We start from the raw sequence: 19,217 nt of genomic DNA on the forward strand, positions 1-19,217 counted from the left end.
CCGTGCGGTAGATCCCCTCGACCGTGCAGACAATCGCCGCCGAGCCGTTCGCACGGTCGACGCGTGCGGCGAGACTGCCGCTCGGCGGGGTGTTTCGGCCCACTCGGTGGCTCAGAGGAGGGTCTGCTGCTCCGGCTTCTCCCCCACGGGTGCGAGGAGGTCGGGACCGTTGTTGGCGACGCGATTCACCAGGGGTGCCACCTCGCGCCGCTCGATCGCCGCGACGACCTCGTCCGACGGCGGGGCGAGCAGCGACTGCGCCGGGGGTGAGTCCGGATCGAGCCAGGCGTCCCAGTTCTCCGACGGCATGATCAGCGGCATCCGGTCGTGGATGTTGCGCAACTCGCCGACCGCGTCGGTCGTGATGATCGTGCAGCTCATCAGGGGCGGGGTGTCGGCGTCGGCGTCCTTGGGCCGCCATGTGGTCCACAGGCCGGCCATGAACAGCCGGGTCCCGTCGACCGGCGACATGAAGAACGGTGTCTTCGCGGGCTTGCCGTCCGCGCCGGTGTCCTTGCGCCACTCGTACCAGCCGTCCATCGGGATCAACGCCCGACGACCCTTCAGCGACGTCTTGAAAGACGCCTTCTCCGCGACGCTCTCGGCGCGGGCGTTGAACAGCAACGGCGCCTTCGCGAGGTCCTTCGTCCACGGCGGGACCAGCCCCCAGCGCATGGCACGGACACGCATCCGCGCCGCCGAGTCCGGGTCGTCGTGGTCGTGGCGGGCGACGACGGTCATGATCGTCGTCGTCGGGGCCACGTTGTAGTTGACACCGGGTCCGCGCCTGCCGGTGGTCGCGGAGTCACCGGTGTCCGCGGACTCCTGCACGTCCTTCTCCGTCTCCTGCGACGCCGGTGCGCTCACCTCGTCGAGCGCGTCCAGCTCGGCGGCGAGCGTCGCCGGGTCGGTCGTCACCGCATAGCGTCCGCACATGGGTCCATGCTGACACCCCGCACCGACGTCCTGCGTCCCGAACGGTCCGCCGTCGTGCGAGCATCCGACGATGAGCACTCGTGCGGCCCTGGCCCGGCGGTATCGACGACTCGTCCATCGCCCGCACGGTCCCCTCGAACCGCACCGCGCCCGCGCTCGCATGTCCGCGTACGTCTACGGCACCCTGCTGGCCCTCGCGGCGGTCGTCGTGGTCGATCCGCACGCGATCGAGGACGGGTCGGCGGTGCTCATCGTCCTGGGCACCACCGCGACGACGTTCCTGGCGCACGTGTTCGCCGAGGTCGTGGCGTACCGCGCGATCGGGGACGTCACCGACGACCGCACCGATCGGGTCCGTGCCCGCGCCGCGGCGGCCGAACTGCGCGACGCCCTGCCGATCGCCTCGTCGGGTGCGTTCCCGGCGTTCTTCCTCGCGCTCGGCTGGCTCGGTGCCCTGTCGACGACGTGGGCCTATGCGCTGGCCGGCGCCGGGCCGATCGTGCGGATCGCGCTGGCCGAGATCGCCATCCAACGTCTGCAGGACCGCCCGATGACGGTGCGGGTGCTCGTCGGAGCGCTCGTCACCGCGGCGGTCGCGACGGCCATCGTGGCGATCAAGGTGCTCGTCGCGCACTGAGACCGCCGACGCCGATGCCGTGTCCCCGGGACCGGCCGGCGTGCGTGGGACAATCGGCGACGATGAGCACCTGGCCCGCACCGACCGCGACCACCCCGGTGTCGGCGACGGTGACGCTGCCCGGCTCCAAGTCGATCACCAACCGCGCCTTGGTCCTCGCTGCGCTCGCCGACGGACCGAGCACGCTGCGCGGTGTCCTGCGCAGCCGCGACACCGACCTCATGCTCGACGCGCTCCGCGCGCTCGGCGTGGCGGTGTCGGTGGAGGCGGATCCCACGACGGTGACCGTCACCCCCGGCCCGTTGCACGGCGGGCATGTCGACTGCGGTCTGGCCGGCACGGTGATGCGGTTCGTCCCGTCGCTGGCCGCGCTCGCCGACGGGGTGGTGACGGTCGACGGCGACGAGCAGATGCGCGCCCGACCGGTCGACGTGATCCTCCGCGCTCTGGCCGATCTCGGCGTCGCGGTGGAAGGCACCGCGCTGCCCTTCAGCATCACCGGCACGGGTTCCGCTCCGGGCGGCACGGTCACCCTGGACGCGTCGTCGTCGTCGCAGTTCGTGTCCGGCCTGCTGCTCGGTGCCGCCCGCTTCGACGCGGGGATCAAAATCCACCACGTGGGGAAACCCGTTCCGTCTCAACCCCACATCGACATGACCGTGGAGATGCTGCGCACCGCGGGCGTCACCGTCGACGACGGCGAGGCGAACACGTGGCGCGTCGCTCCCGGCCCGATCGCCGCCGTCGACCGGACGATCGAACCCGACCTGTCCAACGCGGCGGCGTTCCTCGCGGCGGCCGCGGCCACCGGAGGATCGGTGTCGGTGCCGTACTGGCCGCCACGCACCACGCAGCCGGGCGCGCAGATCGTCGACGTCCTCGAGGAGATGGGCGCGTCGACGTCGCTCGCCGACGGGACCCTCACCGTCCGCGGCCCCGACCGATTGCAGGGCATCACCGCCGATCTGGGCGACATCGGCGAACTGACCCCGACGATCGCCGCGGTGTGCGCGCTCGCGGGCTCACCCTCGACGCTCTCGGGCATCGCGCACCTGCGCGGCCACGAGACCGACCGCCTCGCCGCGCTCACCGCCGAGATCACCGGCCTCGGCGGGCGCTGTACCGAGACCGCCGACGGCCTGCGGATCGAGCCGGCGACGCTGCGCGGCGGCACCTGGCACAGCTACGCCGACCACCGCATGGCCACCGCGGGCGCGCTGATCGGCCTCGTCGTCGACGGCGTCGAGGTCGACGACATCGCCTGCACGTCGAAGACGCTGCCGGACTTCCCCGCGATGTGGTCGGCGATGCTGGGTGGCTGACTCCGGGGCGGGCCGGTCCGCGCGTCAGTACGACGAGAGCGACGTCCGGGTCCGGCCGGGTCGGGGCAGTCGCCCCCGGACGAAGACCCGACCGGCGCACGACGACGCGGTCGAGGCACTCGTCGTCTCCCGCGACCGCGGTCGGTGGGGGTGCGTCCTCGACACCCCCGACGAGCGCGAGGTCGTCTGCATGCGCGCCCGCGAACTCGGCCGCACTCCGGTGGTGGTGGGCGATCACGTGTCGGTGGTCGGTGACCTGTCGGGCGACGAGGGGTCGCTGGCCCGGATCGTGCGCGTCGCCGAGCGCACGACGGTGCTGCGGCGTACGGCCGACGACACCGACCCCTACGAGCGGATCGTCGTCGCCAACGCCGAGCAGCTGCTGATCGTCACCGCACTGGCCGATCCCCCGCCGCGGACCGGGTTCGTCGAACGCGCACTGGTCGCGGCGTACGCCGGTGGGCCGCAACCGATCCTGTGTCTGACGAAGTCCGACCTGGCCGACCCCGCCGAGTTCCGCGAAGCGTTCGAGGACCTCGAGCTGCCGATCGTCGTCGCCGGTCGCGACGACCCGACCGACGTCGTCGCCGACATGCTGACCGGGAAGGTCACGTGCCTCATCGGGCACTCCGGCGTCGGCAAGTCGACGCTGGTGAACCGCCTCGTGCCCGACGCCCACCGCGCCGTGGGCGTCGTGTCCGGCGTCGGCAAGGGACGACACACCTCGACGCAGTCGGTGGCGTTGCGCCTCCCCGGCGGCGGGTGGGTCATCGACACCCCCGGGATCCGCTCGTTCGGACTGGCCCACGTCTCGCCCGACGACGTCGTGAAGGCGTTCGCCGACCTGGCGGAGGTCGTCGAGAACTGTCCGCGCGGATGCCGTCACCTCGGGCCGCCGTCGGACCCCGAGTGCGCGCTGGACGACCTGACCGGGACCGCCGGTCGCCGCGCGATGGCCGTCCGACGCCTGCTGCAGGCCACCGATCCGGCCCGCGGACGGATCGAGGATCCCGGACGCGCAGAAGAGCCCGAGCGTCCCTGACGCCGACGGGTCAGGCCGCGACGCGCTGACGCCGACGGGCGATCGCGGTCTTGAGCCCGCTCTGGATGCGACGTGTGCGACGAGACGGGTCGTCGGTGGCGCCGGTGGGCAGCGACGACCAGCGCCGCTCGGACGCGGTCTCCGGGGCGTCGTCGGCCGTGGCATTCAGGAAGCGGTCGGGCAGCGACAGCTTCCAGATCGTGCGCAGGGTCTGTCCGTACTGCCGTGCCAGCGAGCCCGTCGTGTACGGCAGGTCGTACTCGGCACAGAGCTGTCGCACCCGCAGGCCGATCTCGGCGTACCGGTTGCTCGGCAGGTCGGGGAACAGGTGGTGCTCGATCTGGTAGCAGAGGTTGCCGCTCATGAACGCCATCGCCGGTCCGGCGCGGAAGTTGGCCGTCCCCAGCATCTGGCGCAGGTACCACTGTCCGGGGGTCTCGTCCTGCAAAGACTCGACGGTGAACTTCTCGGCGCCGTCGGGGAAATGGCCGCAGAAGATGACGACGTAGGCCCACAGGTTGCGGACGAGGTTGGCCGTGAGGTTCGCCGTCATGGTCCGGCGGGCCCGCCGACCCGACAGCGCCGGGAACAGCACGTAGTCCTTGGCCAACTGCCGAGCGACCTTGCGGACGAAGGTGAGGACCTCGGGACGTGCCTCGTCCCACGGCCTCTCGCCGGAGACGACCTCCTTGAGGTCGAGGTCGTGCAGGGCGATGCCCCACTCGAACGTCGCGGCGAGGAACACGTTGATGAACGGCCCGCCGAGGTGCTTCGGCTGCCAGGGCTCGTCGCGGGTCACGCGCATCACCTTGTAGCCGAGGTCCTCGTCCATGCCCCACACGTTCGTGTACTTGTGGTGGACCACGTTGTGGGAGTGCTTCCAGTGCGGGGCGGCACACACCATGTCCCATTCCCACGACGAGGAGTGCACCTCGGGATCGTTCATCCAGTCCCACTGGCCGTGCATGACGTTGTGGCCGAGCTCCATGTTCTCGATGATCTTGGCCACCGAGAGGAGGCCGGTCCCGGCGAGCCAGCCGGTCCGGGAGCGGTTGTTCCACAACACGAGTCGGCCCGCGGCCTCGAGAATCCGCTGGGCGGTGATGGTCCGCCGCAGGTACTTCGCGTCGCGCGTTCCCCGATCGGCCTCGACCTCACGACGGAGCGCGTCGAGCTCGCGGCCGAGCGCGGCGACGTCCTCGTCGGACAGATGGGCGTAGGTGTTGATGTCGGTGATGGCCATGGTGGATCAGCCCTCTCAGACGATCGGCGTGGTGTGGTCCGTCAGGCGGCGGACCGCTGCTGCGCGGCTCGACGGGCGATCGGGACGATGCCGGCGCGCTTGGCGCGACGACGCTCCCGCACCGCCGCGATGGCGCTGGCGAGTCCGCGACGACGTCCGCTGCGCGGATCGACCGACGGGGTGCCGTCCCACGACAGGTCCGCGAACCGCTTCTCCGATGCCGTCTCCGGAGCGTCGTCCCGCGTGTCGCGCAGGTACTTGTCCGGGAGCGACAGCTTGGCGATGGTGCGCCAGGCCTTGGCGTACTGCAGCGGGAACGATCCCGTCGTGTACGGCAGATCGTACTCGTCGCACAGGGCCTGCACGCGCAGCGAGATCTCGCGCAGACGGTTGCTGGGCAGGTCCGGGAAGATGTGGTGCTCGATCTGGAACGACAGGTTGCCGCTCATGAACGCCAGCACCGGCCCGCAGTGGAAATTCGCGCTACCGAGCATCTGGCGCAGGTACCACTCGCCGCGGGTCTCGGTGTCGACATCCTGCCTGGTGAACTTCTCCGCTCCGTCCGGGAAGTGACCGCAGAAGATGATCGCGTTGCTCCACACGTTGCGGATGACGTTGGCCATCGCCGTCGCGGTGAGCGCCGATCGCGCACCCGACCGTGACCGGGTGAGGCCACCGGCGAGCGCGGGGTGCAGCACGTAGTCCTTGAGGATCTGACGGCCCATCTTGTTCGCGACGACCTTGCCACGGGACCGGAACTCCTCGCGCGGCATCTTCCCCTTCACCGCGCGGCCGATCTCGAGGTGCTGGATCGCGACGGCGTACTCGAAGAGCACCTGCAGCAGCGTCATGTAGACGACGTTGCCCAGGAAGTAGGGGTGCCACCGCTGGTCGCGCGTCACGCGCAGCGTCCCGTAGCCGACGTCGTCGTCCATCCCGAGGACGTTCGTGTACTTGTGGTGGACGAAGTTGTGGGTGTGCTTCCAGTACTCGGACGTGCCGGCGTTGTCCCACTCCCAGCTGGTCGAGTGGACCTCGGGGTCGTTCATCCAGTCCCACTGGCCGTGCATGACGTTGTGGCCGAGCTCCATGTTCTCGACGATCTTCGCCACACCCAGCGCGCTCGCGCCGGCCCACCAGAGCTTCCGGTTGCGCGCCCCGACGATCATCGCTCGGCCGGCGACCTCGAGCCCGCGCTGGAAGCGGATGGTGTTGCGCAGGTACCGCGCGTCGCGCTCGCCCCGCGAGGCCTCGATGTCGGCGCGGATCTGGTCGAGCTCACGCCCCAACGCCTCGATGTCGGCGTCGGTGAGATGTGCGTACTCGGGGATGTTGGTGATCGCCACGCGGTCCTCCTGAACCCTCCGGTCTGATGAACCTACGGAACCGTAGGTCCGTTCCTACGAAAGCGTAGGTTACGGAGGCGTAGGTGTCCACGGACTCCCGACGATGCGGGCTGGATCACACTCCTGACCACCGGCGACGGTGCGCCGACCCAAGAGGACCGGCCCCGGGCCTCAGGTCCGGACAGGGGCCGTCAGAGCAGTTCGAGGAGGAACGGCAGTTCCTGGGTGGCGTACCACCCGAGATCGTGGTCGTCGACGTCGCCGACGGCGAGTTCGGAGTCCTCGTCACCGAGGTCGGCGGCGTCGACCGCGGCCATCGCGGCGACGACGGCCGGTTCGGCCTCGGCCCCATCGACGTGGACCGAGGCGATCGACGCGAGGGGCACCGACAGCGGGATCTTCACGACCGCGGTGTCGAGATCGGGGCGAAGGGTGACCGGCTCGACGTCGGCGGCGACGACGACACGACGCGGTGGCAGCGGCGGCGCATCGGGGTCGGCGTCGTCCGGGTCGTGCTCGGCGGACAGCAGCCGCAGCGACGCGCGGGCGGCCTCACGCATCGCCGCCTCCGACAGCTCCTCGTCGTCCCCGGACGTGTAGGACTCCCGCAGTGCGGGCGTCAGGGCGAAGGCTGTCCCGCCGATCGACTCGAACGTCCCGGACTCGGTGAGCCCGCTGACCATCCGCAACGTCGCGGGGATGTAGACCCTCACCGGTACCGCCTCCTGCGTGTCAGGGGTCCGACGCGCGCGCGGCGAGCTCGCCGACGGCCTCGGCGAGGTACTCCGGCATCGACGCCAGGTCCCACATGATGTCCCGGTCGGCGTTGAACGCGACGAAGATCCGACCGTTGTAGTGATTCAACCCGATGGCCAACGCACGCTGCGGGACCAGGGCGGGGACGGGGTAGGCGGCGACGATCCGGTTGCCCGCGAGGTACTGCGGTGCCGATCCCCCGCCGGCGATGCTGATCGGCAGGTTGAAGGACCGGCCCGAGAGGGTCGCCGCCGCACGGGAGGTCATCGCGTGGAACGTCGCGGGACCGACCTCCGGCAGCCACGAGCGGGTGCCCATCGCCACCCGTCGTCCCGACGTCGAGTGCCGACCGGTGAGGTGTGCGACCTGGGACAGGCGGACGGTCGGGTTCGGTTCCCCGACGGGGAGGTCGGTGACGAAGCCCCGCACACCGGCTGCGGTCCACTCTGCGTCGTCGATCTGGTCCCAGGACGCCCCCGACGACCCCGGGTCGCCGTGGCCACCGTCGCCGTACCCGTTGTAGGCACCGAGCGGCACCAGGGCGCGCACGGTCGCGGTCGCGTCGACGGCGGTGTCTCGGGAGAGCATCCAGCGCCGCAGCGCGCCGGCGATCGCCGCGAGCACCACGTCCGTCATCGAGCAGTCGTGGTGGCGGGCGATCCGCGCGCACGTCCGCGCGTCCGCCGACGTCACGGTGAACCGTCGACGGCCGCTGGTCGGGCCGTTCAACGGGCTGTCGGGGGCGCTGTCGGTGGCGAACCGCAGCATCGACCCCACCCGTCGCAGCGACCCGGAGAGCGCCGAGCCGACCCCCGCGACGGGCGCCGACAGGACGCGGACCGCCCCGACGATCTCCCACGGGCGGCTCGCCACGTCGGTGAGGGCGCCGACTACGAGGGAGGCGTCCGACGGCTCGGGCGCCGGCAGCCAGATGTCCTGCGGGGCGTCCGGCGGGCGCGGTGAGTCGTCGACGAGGACCTGGTTGATCTCGACCGCGTCGTGCCCCTCGACCAGGGCCTGGTGGGTCTTGGTGAGCACTGCCATGCGGTTGTCGGTGAGGCCCTCCACGAGGTACATCTCCCACAGCGGGCGCGACCGGTCCAACGGCCGCGACATGAGGCGTGCGACGAGGTCGTGCAGTTGTTCCTCGGCGCCCGGACTCGGCAGTGCCGAGCGGCGGACGTGGTAGGTGATGTCGAAGTCGTGGTCGTCGACCCACACCGGTCGGCCCAACCCCAGGGCCACCTCCCGGATGCGTTGCCGGTAGCGCGGCACCGACCCGAGGCGGCTCTCCACGGTGGCGAGCAGACGGTCGTACTGGAGCTGCTCGGTCGCCCGGTCCAGGATGAGCAGCGACCCGATGTGGGTCGTCGCGTTCTGGTCGTCGAGGTAGTAGAACTGCGCGTCCTGCGTCGACAGTCGTGTCACCACTGCGCGTCCGCCCTCCTCGTGGTCACGTTCATCGTAGGCGGCGGGGCATCATCGGAGGCATGTCGACCATGCGTACCCGGAGCCTCGCACTCGCCCTCGGCACCACCGCCCTCGCGCTGTTCGCGGCGGGGTGCTCGTCCGGCTCGGAGGGATCGACGGCGACGTCGCAAGCGCCGAGGACCGTCGTCGTCACCTCGACGGAGAGCGCCACCTCGACGCTGCCGCGCCCGAGCACCTCCACCGAGATTGAAGAGCCCGGGCGCTGCCCGGCGGCGCAACTCCGGGGATCGCTCATCACCCCACCCGGCGCGATGTCGGCAGGGGCGACGCACCGCGTGCTCGTCCTCACGAACGCGGGCTCGACTGCCTGCACCCTGGCCGGATTCCCCGGGGTGTCGTTCGTCGGCGACGGGAACGGGACACAGCTCGGCGCTGCTGCCCGGCGCGAGGGGACTGCCGAGCGCACCGTCACCCTGCAGCCCACCGACAGTGCGAGGGCGACACTGACCGTGGCGGAGGCCGGGAACTTCCCCGACTGCTCACCGGCGACCGCCGACGGGCTGCGGGTCTACCCGCCCGACGACCGCGACTCGCTGTTCGTGCGGACGGCCGGTCTGACGGCATGCCGGTCGTCGGCGGTCCTGCTGACCGTCGGCCCCCTCCGCTGAGGCGCCTCAGACCGTCGTCACGTTGACGAGCATCCACTGCATCCGGATGCGACGCGGCCCACCGGGCGTCTCCGGCCGGACGCGCACCGGCATCCGCTGGATCCGCGCCGCGAGCGCGTGGACACGGGGACCGCGCGCGTAGCTGGCCGTGATCTCGGCGGCGTCGGGCCCGGACCACTGCAGATGCACCCTCGACAGCGAGGCCGTGGACGGGACGGTGCCGGGCGGACGGGTCTGCGCGGCCCGTGCGGCGGTGAGGACGGCGACCTGGTCGACGATGTGGCCGACGGCCACCCCGGTGAGGTGCGCCAGCGGTCGGCGTCGGTCGAGGACCTCGAGCACCATCGTCACCGCCGAGACGGCGAACGCACGGGCGGCCGGGTCGACGGCGTCGGCGGCGCGACGCGGCACCGGCGACCCGGTGCGCGGCCGCGTCGGGTGGTCCGACGGGTCGGGAACGCACCGGGGGATGTCCCGGAACGTCAATCCGCAGGTCGCGGAAGTGGCCGGTCCCCGATCGTCGGTGGTCGTCGTGTGCATGCGGTGCTCCCCTCGCCCGGCGACACCCTCGATCGGTGCCGTCCTTCTCGACGATTGGACGCAGCGCGTGCGCGGTCGGTTCCCCTCGATGTGCGGGGAATCCGGAGACGGTGCGGGATCAGCGCACGCCGGCGGGTCGGCTCACCGCTTCCGGCGCGCCTTCGGGGGCTTGGTGGTGGACCGCCCGGACTGCCGCGCGGCCGCCCGACGCTCGCGACGGCTCGCCGAGACCCCGGCGGTGTCGGCGCCGTCGGAGATCTCCCGGGTGCCACCGCCCTCGGCGGGACCGGTGTAGACGAGGTCGCGCTGCTCGTCCTCGAAGCCCTTCGCCCGCAGTGCGGTCGGCGCCGAGGTGCGGCCGTGCTGTGCGGCCACCGGCTCCTCGGTCGGCAGCGGCCGCGGCGCGGGAGCCGGCGTCGGGGCGGGCTGCACCGGTGCGGCGAGGGGCTCCTGCTCCGGCGCGGCGTTGGCCTCGACGGCGACGTTGAAGAGGAACCCGACGGACTCCTCCTTGATCGCGTCGAGCATGGCCGAGAACATGTCGTAGCCCTCGCGCTGGTACTCGACCACCGGATCGCGCTGGGCCATCGACCGCAGGTGGATGCCCTCGCGGAGGTAGTCCATCTCGTAGAGGTGGTCGCGCCACTTGCGGTCGAGGACGCTCAGCAGCACGGTCCGCTCGAGCTGACGCATGGCGCCGTCGCCGGCGATGCCGTCGATCTCCTTCTCACGCTCGCCGTAGGCCTTGTGCGCGTCGGCCTGCAGCAGTTCGGTGAGCTCCTGCGCGGAGATGTCCTCCCGCTCGCCGAGCTCGTTCTCGGGGACGATCTGCGCCGGGTCGAGGTCGATCGGGTACAGCGTGCGGATCGCGGTCCACAGCTGGTCGAGATCCCAGTCCTCGACGTAGCCCTCGGCGGTCGCGCCAGCGACGTAGGCCGCGATGACCTCGTCGATCATGCGGTTGACCTGTGCCGAGTGGTCCTCGCCCTCGAGGATGTGGCGACGCTCGGCGTAGATCACCTTGCGCTGCTCGTTCATCACCTCGTCGTACTTGAGGACGTTCTTGCGGATCTCGAAGTTCTGCTGCTCGACCTGGGTCTGCGCGCTGCGGATGGCGCGGGTGACCATCTTGGCCTCGATCGGCACGTCGTCGGGCAGGTTGACGCGGTTCATGATCGTCTCGAGCGCGGCACCGTTGAAGCGGCGCATCAGCTCGTCGCCGAGCGACAGGTAGAAGCGCGACTCGCCGGGATCACCCTGGCGACCCGACCGGCCGCGCAGCTGGTTGTCGATACGACGCGACTCGTGACGCTCGGTGCCCAGGACGTACAGGCCACCGGCCTCGCGGACCTTCTCGGCGTCGGCGGCGACCTCGGCGCGGACGGTCTCGATGACCTCGTCCCACGCGGCCTCGTACTCGTCCGGTGTCTCCACCGGGTCGAGGCGCTGCTTGCGCAGGCGCGTGTCGGCGATGATGTCGGGGTTGCCGCCGAGCACGACGTCGGTGCCACGACCGGCCATGTTGGTGGCGACGGTGACCGCGCCGGACCGACCGGCCTCGGCGATGATCTGTGCCTCCTGCTCGTGGAACTTCGCGTTCAGCACGTTGTGGGGGATGTCGCGCTTCTTCAGCTGACGGGACAGGTACTCCGACCGCTCGACGCTGGTCGTACCGATCAGCACCGGCTGGCCCGCCTCGTGGCGCTCGGTGATGTCGTCGACGACGGCGTCGAACTTGGCCTCTTCGGTCTTGTAGATGAGGTCGGTCCGGTCGGCGCGGACCATCGGCTTGTTCGTCGGGATCGGCAGCACGCCCAGCTTGTAGATCTGGTCGAGCTCGGCGGCCTCGGTCTGGGCCGTGCCGGTCATGCCCGAGAGCTTGTCGTACATGCGGAAGTAGTTCTGCAGCGTGATCGTGGCCAGCGTCTGGTTCTCGGCCTTGATCTCGACGCCCTCCTTGGCCTCGATCGCCTGGTGCAGACCCTCGTTGAACCGACGACCGTCGAGCACGCGGCCGGTGAACTCGTCGACGATGAGGACCTCGCCGTTGCGGACGATGTAGTCCTTGTCGCGCTCGAACAGCTCCTTCACCTTGATGGCGTTGTTCAGGTAGCTGACCAGCAGCGAGTTCTGCGCGTCGTAGAGGTTGTCGATGCCGAGTTGGTCCTCGACGAACTCGACACCGGCCTCGTGCACACCGATCGTCTTCTTCTTGATGTCCACCTCGTAGTGCACGTCGCGCTTGAGAAGCGGTGCGATGCGGGCGAACTCGGCGTACCACTTGCTCGAGGAGTCGGCCGGGCCGGAGATGATGAGCGGCGTACGGGCCTCGTCGATGAGGATCGAGTCGACCTCGTCGACGATGGCGTAGGCGTGACCGCGCTGCACGAGTTCGCCGAGCGAGTGCGCCATGTTGTCGCGCAGGTAGTCGAAGCCGAACTCGTTGTTCGTGCCGTAGGTGATGTCGGCGGCGTAGGCCTCGCGACGCTGGTCGGGCGTCATGCCGGTGAGGATCACCGCGGTGTCGAGGCCGAGGAAACGGTGGACACGGCCCATCCACTCGGCGTCGCGCTTGGCGAGGTAGTCGTTGACGGTGACGACGTGCACGCCCTCGCCCGCGAGGGCGTTGAGGTAGGCGGGCAGCACACAGGTGAGGGTCTTGCCCTCACCGGTCTTCATCTCGGCGATGTTGCCGAAGTGCAGTGCCGCGCCACCCATGATCTGGACATGGAAGTGCTTCTGCTGCAGCACGCGCCACGCGGCCTCGCGGGCCGCGGCGAACGCCTCGGGCAGCAGGTCGTCGATCGTCTCGCCCCCGGCCAGACGATCGCGGAACTCGCCGGTCTTGGCGCGCAGTTCGTCGTCGGTGAGGGCCTCGAAGTCGTCGGAGAGTTCTTCGACGACCGATGCGATGGCGTCGAGGCGCTTGACCATCCGGCCCTCGCCGATCCGCAGCATCCTGTTGAGCACTGGTGATCCCTTTGTCTGTTGTGTCGGCGCAGGTGAAAGCCCCAAGCGCGCACAGGTCGGGTCCATGGTACTGACCGGGCCCGTCCGGAGATCATCCGTGCGTCATCTCCCGCGCCGCGGCGGGCGTGTCGGGGTCGACGCGCCCGCCGTGGGCGTCGGGGTCAGCCCCTCCCGGCGGCCGGTGTCAGCCGGATCAGCCCGTAGTCGAAGGCGTGGCGCCGGTAGACGACCGACGGCTGGTCGGTCTCGGAGTCGTGGAAGAGGAAGAAGTCGTGGCCGACGAGTTCCATCTCGTAGAGGGCGTCGTCGGTCGTCATCGGGACGGCCGGGTGGTCCTTGATCCGCACGATCCGGCCCGGTTCGTCGGGCTCGGGCACCTTCGCCCACTCGGGTTCGGACTCCCGCTGCAGCAGGGGCGGCGGGAACTCGGCGGTGGCCTCGGCGACGGATGTGGGCGTGCGCAGGCCGTGATGCACCCGGCGACGGTCCTTCGTCCGCCGCAGCCGGGACTGAAGGCGGTCGACGGCCTCCTCCAGCGCGGCGTAGAAGTTGTCCTTGCAGGCCTCGGCACGCACCACCGGCCCCCGACCGCGTGCCGTGATCTCCACCCGCTGACACGATTTCGCCTGCCGTCGATTCCGTTCGTGGTGCAACTCGACGTCGAAGGCGAAGATCGTGGGATCGAACCGTTCCAGGCGAGCGAGCTTGTCGCCGACGTGCACCCGGAAGTGATCCGGGATCTCGACGTTGCGACCGGTCACGGTGACCGTGGCCGTCGGCTGCGCGGGTGTGGCGTCGTCGTCGGCGACGAACGCCGAGCGGCGATCGAACGCGTCCGATGCTGGGGACGGTTTGACGTGGGTGGGTGTCGACACTCGATGACCTCCTGTGTGGGTGGTACGTCGACGCACCACGGCAGGCGGGCGTCGACGAGTGGGATCAGTGCCGGCGCGCGGCGAGCCACGACGCTCCACCCGTGCACACACATGGATCCGGTGGGGACACCGGAACCTGGTTGCGCGCACCGCGACGACACCTCTGATGGGAGTGGCCTCACCTCCAAGGGTTGCCGGTTCGCTCCGTGGTGTCGGCGGGCAGCGACCGCGACTTCCGTCGCCGGTCGAACGCGCTCACCGTGGGCTCGACGCTAGTCCCCGACACCGCCGACCGCCATCGTTTGGACATCACCGATTCACCACGGGGTCATCTCGGATCAACCCGTGTCGCGCGAGCCTCACGCAGCCGCGATGACCAGCACCGCGTGCACCGTCACCCCCACTGCCGCGAGCACCCGGACCGACTCCGCTGCGGTCGCCCCGGTGGTCATGACGTCGTCGACGAGGAGCACCGCGCAGCGTCCGTCGCCGAGACCGTCGAGCCGGGTGGACGGCCCGCGGACGACGACGGCCTCGTCGAGGTTGGCGACGCGGTCGCGGGCGGACAGACCCGCCGAGTCGCGCGCCCACATCGACGTCCGCAGGACGGGGTGGACACCCACCGACGGCCCCAGTCGCGCGCCGGCCCGTCGCGCGATGGCCGTGACGGGGTCACCCCCGCGGCGCCGCGCGGACAGCAGGCGGGTGGGTGCGGGGATCAGCGCCAGCCGTGGGGGCTCGACCGGGATCTCCGACCACCGGGCGAGGTCGAGGACGCCGCGGGCTAGCGCGTCGCCGAGAGGGGCCACCAGGTCCTGACGTCGGCGCTCCTTCAGCGCGAGGACCGCGGCGCGATGGACACCGCGGTACCGGCCCATCGCCCATGTCGGCACGCCGGGGTCGACGCGGGGCGACAGCTCGACGGGGTCGTCGGCGAGGACCTCCGCGCACCGGGCACACCACGACGAACCGGCCGCCCCGCACCCGCCGCAGCGGACGGGCACGACCAGATCGGCCCCGGCGACCACCACGGACCACAGCCCTGAGCCCACGCACCCCACCCTGTCCAACCGACGCAGACGGTGCGGCGATCCGACCGGCGTCGGGCACGGGTTGTCCCGAGATCACCCCGGGTCCCCACCCCCGCCGACCACCCCGACCGATGCTCCTAAACCCACCGCCGACCGGGCCACAACGATCCGCCGAGCGTGCAGCAAATCCCGTCGACCGTGCGGCAGATTCCGCCGACCGTGCACTGCGTGCTCGCGGGCGGGATCGAGTGCACGATCGACGAGATCGTGTGCCCGCTCGGCGGGATCGAGTGCACGCTCGGCGCGGTCGGCGCCGGGTCAGGGGTCTACTGGGCCAGGACGGGGATGGCGCCGGTGCCGACGGTGGGGCCGACCTCGTTCCAGTACTGGTCGGGGTCACCGTTGGTGCTGCCGAGGCGCAGGATCCCGCGGGCGTCGGCGGCGTAGAGAGTCGTGCGATCCCCGACGACCGCGGTGACCGGCGGGGTGAGGTTGCCGCTGAGCAGCCCCACGGCCGGTGTGCCGTCGACGGTCACCTGGACGATGGGCGAGTCCGTCGTGCGCCGCGCGATGACGACGGTGTCGCCGGAGACCCAGTCGAGCGAGGCCGCCTGCGACCCGATGTTGAACGCGGCCACGCGCAGACCCGTCAGCGACAGCGAACCGTCCGACGCGACGGCGACGACCCCGAGCACCGGCACTCCCCCCACGATCGCCGCCACGCGCGCGCCGTCGCGGGAGACCTGCAGCTCGCTGATGGCACCCGGTGCGACCGCGGCTATCGCGTTCGACGAGACCGAGCCCGCGTTCGTGATGGTGCCCGTCGCGTCCCGCCGGAATCGCTCGACGCGACCGTCGACGACCGCCCACACGGTGTCGTTGCCGGCCCCGAACGACGGTCGGGTGATCACCTGACCCGACGCGACCGACGTCACCGGCCCGCCGAGATCCCCGAGAACCAGCTCCTCCCCCGTCGCCGTGCGGGTCACCGCGGCCACGCGCTGACCGTTGTCCGACACCGCCGCCGAGAGCACCGCCCCGCTGGTCCCGAGCGTTCCGGAGACCGGCGCGAGCGCGGTGTCGGTGACGCGATCGAGCGACCCCGACCGGACGACCAGCAACCCCGTCGACGACCGCGACGGGCCCGCCGGGTCGAGCGAGGAGACGTCGGCGGTCGTCCACCCGTCGGCGTAGCGATCGTCGAGGGGCGCGCCGTCGGCCTGGATGACGTACGGCCCCGGCACGTCGGCGCCGGACAGCGTCCAGATGACCTGGGCGGCGAACAGCGCCCGCCCGCGTGCGTCGACGTTGCCCAGCCCGGCGAACGTCACCGTGCGACCGCCGGCACTGTTGGTCTCGACGCTCGCGCGCACCGAGTCCGACCCGGGGAGCACGGGGTCGACGGCGGGCGCGAGTTCGGCGGACGGCCCGCCGACGACGAGGTCGATCACCTGGTCGGCGACGGACCCGCCGGTCGCGTAGACCCACCGGGGATCGGCGACGAGCCGCTCACCCGACGGGGACGGGAAGTACACGTTGTGGGTGCGATAGCTGGAGGTGAACTGGGTCCGGTCGATCATCACGCCGCGCGGCAGCGCGCCGTCGATCCGCCACTGCCCGTCGACGCTCGTCAACCGCAGGCTGCTCTCCACCCGACCGGTGGCCGGCGTGAGATGGCCGTCGGACGAGAGGGTGCCGGTGTTGTCGGCGATGACGCGCACGGCGTACGAGTCGTCGCTGCGGGCGTCGGTGAGCACGCTGATCTGGTCGACGATCAGGGCGTCGCCACGGTCGTCCCACGCCGACGCCGCCGACTCCGTGAGGTACTGCCGCGCGGCCTGGTGGTTCGAGCCGGGATTGGCTGTCGCCTTGAGGAAGTCGCGCACCAGCGCCTCGGGCGTCATGCCCGAGCGGGGCATGGGGACAGCAGCGGAGGGCCCGCGGCTCGGCAGCGTGCCGATCGGCTTCGGACTCGAGCTCGTCGGGATCGACACGCATCCCGAGAGCACGGCCGTCGCCACGGCGAGGATCACCAGCGCGAGCCCACGCGACCGACGGGACTCACTCACGGGGCGTCACCTTCCGCGGGCCGATCGGCTTCAGCGCCAGCGGGCTGCCGAGGATCTTGTGGCCACGCACCAGCGGGAGGGTGAGACGGAAGTTCGCACCCTGCCCGGGCTCACCCCACGCCTCCAGGCGACCGTTGTGCAGCCGGGCGTCCTCGATGCTGATGGCCAGTCCCAGACCGGTGCCGCCGGACCGCCGGAAGCGCGACGGGTCGGATCGCCAGAACCGGTTGAACACGAGCTTCTCCTCCCCCGGCCGCAACCCGATCCCCCTGTCGCGCACCGTGACCGCGACGGCGTCGCCGTCGGAGCGCATCGTCAGCGTCACCGGCCGTTGCTCGCCGTGATCGATCGCGTTCGCCAGCAGGTTGCGCAGGATCCGTTCGACGCGTCGGGGGTCGATCTCGGCGATCACCGGCTCCTCGGGCAGGTCGACGACGAGCGGCGTGTCGGTGTCCTCGGCGAGGTGGCGCACCGTCGCGAGCGCACCCTCGATGGGCACGCTCATGCTGACCTTCTCGGCCGCGAGTTCGGCGACGCCCGCGTCGTGCCGGGAGATCTCGAGCAGCTCGTTGAGCAGCGTCTCGAACCGGTCGAGCTCCTTGTTCAGCAGCTCCACCGACCGCTTGCGCACCGGGTCGAGCTCGTCGCGGTCCTCGTACAGGACGTCGGCGGCCATGCGGACCGTCGTCAACGGCGTGCGCAGTTCGTGACTGACGTCGGAGGTGAACTGGCGTTGCAGCCCGCCGAACTCCTCCAGGTGGCTGATCTGCTTCGACAGGCTCTCGGCCATGTCGTTGAACGACATCGCCAGACGCGCCATGTCGTCCTCGCCGCGCACCGGCATGCGTTCCTTCAACCGCCCGTCGGCGAACCGCACGGCGATCCGCGACGCCGACCGCACCGGGATGACGACCTGCCGTGACACCAGTCCGGCGATCGCGGCGAGAAGGATCAGCAGCACGATGCCGCCGGTGGTGAGGGTGCCGCGGACCAGCGACACGGTGTTCTGCTCGTTGGTCAGCGGGAACACCAGGTACAGCTCGAGGCCGGAGATGCCGGTCGACGTGGGTGTGCCGACGACGAGCACGGGGATGCGATCGCCCGACGACCCCGCCACCGACGAGTAGCGGTAGGCGATCCGGCCGCCACGCACCATCCGCTGGAGGTTGTCCGGGATCTCCTCGACCGGCCCGACCGACGCGGTGTCCCGCGGGCCGCCGCCGGGTACCAGCAGCACGGTGTCGAAGGTGCCGACCACACCCGACGACGGCGTCGTGTCGACGTCGCGGTCGGTGAGGATCGACCGCGTCTGGCGCAGCCGGTTGGCGATGGAGGCGTTCGAGTCCCCACCCGAGAGGTCCCGTTCCACCGACGTCCGCGCGCGATCGATCTCCTCGGTCGCCGCCCGGAGCTTCAACTCGAGCAGTCGATCGGTGATCTGGCTGGTCAGCACGAAGCCCAGGATCAGCAGCATCGCCAGCGACAGCACCATCGTCGACACGACGACGCGCAGCTGCAGCGACCGTCGCCAGCGTCGGCCGAGGAATCGACCGAGCGCCCCGGTGCGGCGCAGGTATCGCCCGAACGCCGGGTTGATCCGCCGGCGTCCGCGACGGATCACGGCGGGCCGGCCTTGTAGCCGACCCCTCTCACCGTGAGCACGACCTCGGGGTTCTCCGGGTCGGTCTCGACCTTCGCGCGCAGTCGCTGGACATGGACGTTCACCAACCGAGTATCGGCCGGGTGACGGTATCCCCACACCTGTTCGAGCAGGACGTCCCGGGTGAACACCTGACGCGGCTTGCGGGCCAGGGCCACCAGGAGGTCGAACTCCAGCGGTGTCAACGAGATCGGGGTGCCCTCACGGGTCACCTTGTGGGCGGGCACGTCGATCTCGACGGGACCGATCGACAGCAGTTCGGCCGGCTCCTCGTCGGTACGACGCAGCCGGGCGCGGACGCGGGCGACGAGCTCCTTGGGCTTGAACGGCTTCACCATGTAGTCGTCGGCGCCGGACTCGAGACCCAGCACCACGTCGACGGTGTCGCTCTTGGCGGTCAGCATCACGATCGGCACGCCCGAGTCGGCGCGCAGGACCCGGCACACGTCGATGCCGTTCATGCCCGGGAGCATGAGGTCGAGCAGGACGAGGTCGGGGCGGATGTCGCGCACCGCGGACAGCGCCTGGGTGCCGTCGCCGACCACGAACGGTTCGAAGCCCTCACCCCGCAACACGATGGTGAGCATCTCGGCGAGCGCCGCGTCGTCGTCGACGACAAGGATCCTGGGCTTCATGCGTCCCATCGTGACACTGGTGCACCCCCAGTCCACGGTGACGCGCCGCTGACGGG

At 70.9% G+C, this 19,217-nt stretch carries 16 protein-coding genes; 4 read left to right on the plus strand and 12 right to left on the minus strand.

What is annotated here, in order from left to right; translation table 11 throughout:
• Positions 1-111: 111 nt before the first annotated feature.
• Complete coding sequence (locus tag Q1A98_RS07180; protein ID WP_299571400.1) at positions 112-936, minus strand: SOS response-associated peptidase; 825 nt, start codon at positions 934-936, stop codon at positions 112-114.
• Between the two features lie 70 nt (positions 937-1,006).
• Here Q1A98_RS07180 and Q1A98_RS07185 point away from each other — a divergent pair, with 70 nt between their 5' ends.
• From Q1A98_RS07185 to rsgA, 3 genes are all read left to right on the plus strand, one after another.
• The gene (locus Q1A98_RS07185; protein ID WP_299571403.1) at positions 1,007-1,573 is read left to right on the plus strand and encodes a hypothetical protein; all 567 of its coding nucleotides are present in this window, start codon (positions 1,007-1,009) and stop codon (positions 1,571-1,573) included.
• 62 nt (positions 1,574-1,635) lie between these two features.
• Entirely contained in the window at positions 1,636-2,895 is a 1,260-nt protein-coding gene (aroA, locus tag Q1A98_RS07190) for a 3-phosphoshikimate 1-carboxyvinyltransferase (RefSeq protein WP_299571405.1), read from the plus strand.
• Complete coding sequence (gene rsgA, locus Q1A98_RS07195) at positions 2,888-3,937, plus strand: ribosome small subunit-dependent GTPase A (RefSeq protein ID WP_299571408.1); 1,050 nt, start codon at positions 2,888-2,890, stop codon at positions 3,935-3,937. Before aroA ends, rsgA begins: the two co-directional genes overlap by 8 nt.
• A gap of 10 nt (positions 3,938-3,947) precedes the next feature.
• Here rsgA and Q1A98_RS07200 read toward each other — a convergent pair whose 3' ends face one another.
• From Q1A98_RS07200 to Q1A98_RS07215, 4 genes are all read right to left on the minus strand, one after another.
• Positions 3,948-5,180, minus strand: a complete 1,233-nt coding sequence (locus Q1A98_RS07200) for a fatty acid desaturase (protein ID WP_299571410.1) — start codon at positions 5,178-5,180, stop codon at positions 3,948-3,950.
• 41 nt (positions 5,181-5,221) lie between these two features.
• Positions 5,222-6,526 (minus strand): fatty acid desaturase, encoded by a 1,305-nt coding sequence (locus Q1A98_RS07205; RefSeq protein WP_299571412.1) that lies wholly within the window; start codon positions 6,524-6,526, stop codon positions 5,222-5,224.
• A gap of 191 nt (positions 6,527-6,717) precedes the next feature.
• Entirely contained in the window at positions 6,718-7,239 is a 522-nt protein-coding gene (locus tag Q1A98_RS07210; RefSeq protein ID WP_299571415.1) for a hypothetical protein, read from the minus strand.
• A gap of 19 nt (positions 7,240-7,258) precedes the next feature.
• Positions 7,259-8,713, minus strand: coding sequence for a wax ester/triacylglycerol synthase family O-acyltransferase (locus Q1A98_RS07215; RefSeq protein ID WP_299571419.1), 1,455 nt, complete (start codon positions 8,711-8,713; stop codon positions 7,259-7,261).
• Positions 8,714-8,772: 59 nt separating this feature from the next.
• Here Q1A98_RS07215 and Q1A98_RS07220 point away from each other — a divergent pair, with 59 nt between their 5' ends.
• Positions 8,773-9,381 carry a DUF4232 domain-containing protein gene (locus tag Q1A98_RS07220; RefSeq protein WP_299571422.1) on the plus strand — a complete coding sequence of 203 codons (609 nt, stop codon included), beginning with the start codon at positions 8,773-8,775 and terminating at the stop codon, positions 9,379-9,381.
• 6 nt (positions 9,382-9,387) lie between these two features.
• Here the strand turns inward: Q1A98_RS07220 and Q1A98_RS07225 are convergent, their stop codons facing one another.
• The 7 genes from Q1A98_RS07225 to mtrA all read right to left on the minus strand — a co-directional run bounded on the left by Q1A98_RS07225 (position 9,388) and on the right by mtrA (position 19,170).
• A complete protein-coding gene (locus Q1A98_RS07225) occupies positions 9,388-9,921 on the minus strand; it encodes an Rv3235 family protein (protein ID WP_299571424.1) in 534 nt (177 codons plus the stop codon).
• 141 nt (positions 9,922-10,062) lie between these two features.
• Positions 10,063-12,891, minus strand: coding sequence for a preprotein translocase subunit SecA (gene secA, locus Q1A98_RS07230; RefSeq protein WP_299571427.1), 2,829 nt, complete (start codon positions 12,889-12,891; stop codon positions 10,063-10,065).
• Positions 12,892-13,052: 161 nt separating this feature from the next.
• Positions 13,053-13,766 (minus strand): ribosome-associated translation inhibitor RaiA, encoded by a 714-nt coding sequence (gene raiA, locus Q1A98_RS07235; protein WP_299571430.1) that lies wholly within the window; start codon positions 13,764-13,766, stop codon positions 13,053-13,055.
• A gap of 359 nt (positions 13,767-14,125) precedes the next feature.
• The gene (locus Q1A98_RS07240) at positions 14,126-14,818 is read right to left on the minus strand and encodes a ComF family protein (protein WP_299571432.1); all 693 of its coding nucleotides are present in this window, start codon (positions 14,816-14,818) and stop codon (positions 14,126-14,128) included.
• Positions 14,819-15,123: 305 nt separating this feature from the next.
• A complete protein-coding gene (locus Q1A98_RS07245; RefSeq protein WP_299571435.1) occupies positions 15,124-16,866 on the minus strand; it encodes an LpqB family beta-propeller domain-containing protein in 1,743 nt (580 codons plus the stop codon).
• A complete protein-coding gene (mtrB, locus tag Q1A98_RS07250; protein ID WP_299571438.1) occupies positions 16,859-18,487 on the minus strand; it encodes an MtrAB system histidine kinase MtrB in 1,629 nt (542 codons plus the stop codon). The genes Q1A98_RS07245 and mtrB overlap by 8 nt, the downstream gene beginning before the upstream one ends.
• Complete coding sequence (gene mtrA, locus Q1A98_RS07255; RefSeq protein WP_253654892.1) at positions 18,484-19,170, minus strand: MtrAB system response regulator MtrA; 687 nt, start codon at positions 19,168-19,170, stop codon at positions 18,484-18,486. The genes mtrB and mtrA overlap by 4 nt, the downstream gene beginning before the upstream one ends.
• Positions 19,171-19,217 lie beyond the last annotated feature (47 nt).

Origin of the sequence: uncultured Williamsia sp., assembly GCF_947494875.1 — a bacterium.
In the GTDB taxonomy this organism is placed as follows: Bacteria; Actinomycetota; Actinomycetes; order Mycobacteriales; family Mycobacteriaceae; genus Williamsia_A.

Coding starts and splice junctions, on each gene's coding strand:
- Q1A98_RS07180 (WP_299571400.1), bottom strand. CDS start 936: ATGTGCGGACGCTATGCGGTGACGACCGACCCGGCGACGCTCGCCGCC.
- Q1A98_RS07185 (WP_299571403.1), top strand. CDS start 1,007: ATGAGCACTCGTGCGGCCCTGGCCCGGCGGTATCGACGACTCGTCCAT.
- aroA (WP_299571405.1), top strand. CDS start 1,636: ATGAGCACCTGGCCCGCACCGACCGCGACCACCCCGGTGTCGGCGACG.
- Q1A98_RS07200 (WP_299571410.1), bottom strand. CDS start 5,180: ATGGCCATCACCGACATCAACACCTACGCCCATCTGTCCGACGAGGAC.
- Q1A98_RS07220 (WP_299571422.1), top strand. CDS start 8,773: ATGTCGACCATGCGTACCCGGAGCCTCGCACTCGCCCTCGGCACCACC.
- Q1A98_RS07225 (WP_299571424.1), bottom strand. CDS start 9,921: ATGCACACGACGACCACCGACGATCGGGGACCGGCCACTTCCGCGACC.
- mtrA (WP_253654892.1), bottom strand. CDS start 19,170: ATGGGACGCATGAAGCCCAGGATCCTTGTCGTCGACGACGACGCGGCG.